Annotated in this window: 1 protein-coding gene; it reads right to left on the bottom strand. The window is 24.7% G+C overall.

What is annotated here, in order from left to right; translation table 11 throughout:
* Positions 1-173: 173 nt before the first annotated feature.
* A partial coding sequence (locus V7183_RS26110; RefSeq protein WP_438825200.1) for a hypothetical protein occupies positions 174-247 on the bottom strand: 74 nt, incomplete at its 5' end.

Genomic DNA, 247 nt, shown 5'->3' with positions numbered 1-247 from the left:
GTAAAAAGTCATAAAAAATAAAGGGTGTCACATATTAATCATGGATAATATGTAGCACCCTTTTTCATATATGGTAACAACAATTCAACTTAGCTGCTGTAAAAACTTTCAAATCTATGTTGAATTTAAATTAAACATTTATAATTCTTTTAGCTTTTCTTTAAATTAATTTTTTAAACTTCAATTATTATAGGAAGAATCATTGGCTTTCTTTTTGTATGTTCGTATATAAACTTGCCTAGCGTTT

The sequence above is a fragment of the Bacillus sp. JJ1127 genome (genome assembly GCF_036965845.1).
Taxonomy (GTDB): Bacteria; Bacillota; Bacilli; order Bacillales; family Bacillaceae_G; genus Bacillus_A.
The sequence above is the reverse complement of the archived record's forward strand: the minus strand, read 5'-3'. Positions and strand labels throughout refer to the sequence as shown.